Source organism: Staphylococcus sp. 11511212 (genome assembly GCF_011394755.1).
Classification (GTDB): domain Bacteria; phylum Bacillota; class Bacilli; order Staphylococcales; family Staphylococcaceae; genus Staphylococcus; species Staphylococcus chromogenes.
Map to the genome: position 1 here is coordinate 1 of NZ_JAANBQ010000014.1, position 1,082 is coordinate 1,082.

Below are 1,082 nucleotides of genomic sequence, written 5' to 3' on the forward strand. Positions count from 1 at the left end.
TATGCTTTGGGGAGCTGTAAGTAAGCTGTGATCCAGAGATTTCCGAATGGGGGAACCCAGCACGAGTTATGTCGTGTTATCCGCATGTGAATACATAGCATGTGAGAAGGTAGACCCGGAGAACTGAAACATCTTAGTACCCGGAGGAAGAGAAAGAAAAATCGATTCCCTGAGTAGCGGCGAGCGAAACGGGAAGAGCCCAAACCAACAAGCTTGCTTGTTGGGGTTGTAGGACACTCTGTACGGAGTTACAAAGGAACATGTTAGACGAATAACCTGGAAAGGTTAATCAGAGAAGGTAAAAATCCTGTAGTCGAAAACATCTTCCCTCCTGAGTGGATCCTGAGTACGGCGGAGCACGTGAAATTCCGTCGGAATCTGGGAGGACCATCTCCCAAGGCTAAATACTCTCTAGTGACCGATAGTGAACCAGTACCGTGAGGGAAAGGTGAAAAGTACCCCGGAAGGGGAGTGAAAGAGAACTTGAAACCGTGTGCTTACAAGTAGTCAGAGCCCGTTAATGGGTGATGGCGTGCCTTTTGTAGAATGAACCGGCGAGTTACGATCTGATGCAAGGTTAAGCAGAAAATGTGGAGCCGTAGCGAAAGCGAGTCTGAATAGGGCGAATGAGTATTTGGTCGTAGACCCGAAACCAGGTGATCTACCCTTGGTCAGGTTGAAGTTCAGGTAACACTGAATGGAGGACCGAACCGACTTACGTTGAAAAGTGAGCGGATGAACTGAGGGTAGCGGAGAAATTCCAATCGAACTTGGAGATAGCTGGTTCTCTCCGAAATAGCTTTAGGGCTAGCCTCAAGTGATGATTATTGGAGGTAGAGCACTGTTTGGACGAGGGGCCCCTCTCGGGTTACCGAATTCAGACAAACTCCGAATGCCAAATAATTTAACTTGGGAGTCAGAACATGGGTGATAAGGTCCGTGTTCGAAAGGGAAACAGCCCAGACCACCAGCTAAGGTCCCAAAATATATGTTAAGTGGAAAAGGATGTGGCGTTGCCCAGACAACTAGGATGTTGGCTTAGAAGCAGCCATCATTTAAAGAGTGCGTAATAGCTCACTAGT

General features: G+C 47.8%; 1 rRNA gene. It reads left to right on the forward strand.

Features of this window, described 5'->3' with window-relative positions:
* Positions 1-1,082, forward strand: a 23S ribosomal RNA gene (locus G8Y84_RS09285); the annotation flags it as partial.